Genomic DNA, 1,585 nt, shown 5'->3' on the forward strand with positions numbered 1-1,585 from the left:
GAGTGCCCATGCCCGCGCCCTTGCACGAGGGCATGGTCAGGCCGTCGCCGTTGCGGTCCGAGATCGCGGAAATCACGTGGAGCTGCCCGTTTGCGTCCACGCACTCGACCTCATACTTCACGCCCGTAGTGAGCTGGTCAGCGACCGAGGACCGGAACGAGATGCCGTTATCGAGGGTCCACCGGTCGGACCCGGGATAGGTCGAGTTCATCGACTTCCACGCGGCATCGTCCATTGGTTTCATCGACACCGACACCACATCACCGGCAGAGCAAGACACGAACCCGGACGTACTGGTAGAGGTCGCCGGGTCGCGGATATCGGAAATCGTGTTCGACGTGAAAATGCTCTTGTTGGTGGTCAGGTTGCCGGAGACCCGATCACGGCAGGTCCATTCGTATTGCATGTTCACCCGGCGCGACGTAATGGCGGTGCCGACGTTGTCGAAGAACCCCCGGTTGGTGATCGTGTAGCCCATCCGGATGCCGTTGGTTTCCGGGACCTCGGTGGTCGTCATGTTGTAGTGGTTGGTCCGGTGGGCCGGGTCCGTGTCCGGGGGGCTGGGCTTCTTGATCGGCCCCTTCTCGGGATCGACCAGATAATCCTGCATGTCACCGTTGGTGGTTCCCTGGTCGGCCCCGTCCTTGAACCAGTCCTCCCACGAGAATTTCCGGTCCTCGCCGTAGTCCATTGCCAGCACACCGGCAGTCGCCACGGCCAGGCCCACGCCGCCGACGATCCAGCCCGGAGGACCAGCCGCGACGAGGGCACCGGCCACCGGCATAGCCACCGGAGCGGCCGCAGGCGCGAACGCCTCGGCGCGCTGTTGCTTGACGACCTCAGCGACGACCGTGATGGACAGGGCGAGCACGAGCACCAGGGCGACCGTCCCAGCACGACGCGCCCACCGGGGGAGGCCGGTAAACCATGCCCCCAGCCGGGAGACAGGCCCACGAGCAGGCACTTCTGCAGCCGGAAAACCACCGGATGCAGAAGCGCCGGCCTGCGGGCCAGATGGTGGAGATTCGTTCACGTTCTTATTCCTTCCATGCGGAGAGTGATCGAGAGACGACACAGGCCCGGCCCCCCCTTGGGACCGGGCCTGTGCCCTTCATCCGGACGGCCATGCAAGACGTCCGGAAGCTGTGCTGAGGATCAGCGGATGAAGCCCTTGGCGACCTGCCAGCCCTTGCGGAGCGCGAACAGGGAAGCGCCGATGCCGAGGCCGATGGCCCCGATCTGCAGGAGCTCGGAGTCCATCCCGTCGGTGGCGGAACCGATGGTGGACACGGGGTTTGCGACGTCAACGGACATTGCAGTTCCTTTCAGGAGAGCGACGGAGGACCCGTCTAGGGACCGCCAGCGGGATTGCCAGCGGACTACTTGACTGCGGTTCGGATCAGACCGGCCAGAAGACCGACACCGAGACCGCAGGAAATCGAGAGGTAGATAGCGTCAACCATCCACGAGGCCGGAGAGGAGTCCATCAGGAATCACGCACCAGCGAGACAAAGAACGACCAGCCCGCGCCCACCGTGAGCACCGCGACCAGAGCGCCGACACATTCTGTGATGACCTCAGACAC

General features: G+C 64.4%; 2 protein-coding genes. Both read right to left on the bottom strand.

Annotated features, from left to right (window positions below; genetic code table 11):
• Positions 1 to 877: hypothetical protein (locus EIO00_RS23940; RefSeq protein ID WP_140182704.1), on the bottom strand; the 877-nt coding region annotated here is incomplete at its 3' end.
• A 278-nt stretch (positions 878 to 1,155) separates the two neighbouring features.
• Entirely contained in the window at positions 1,156 to 1,314 is a 159-nt protein-coding gene (locus EIO00_RS24390; protein ID WP_161602797.1) for a hypothetical protein, read from the bottom strand.
• Positions 1,315 to 1,585 lie beyond the last annotated feature (271 nt).

The organism is Thermomonospora catenispora (genome assembly GCF_006363815.1).
Classification (GTDB): domain Bacteria; phylum Actinomycetota; class Actinomycetes; order Streptosporangiales; family Streptosporangiaceae; genus Thermomonospora; species Thermomonospora catenispora.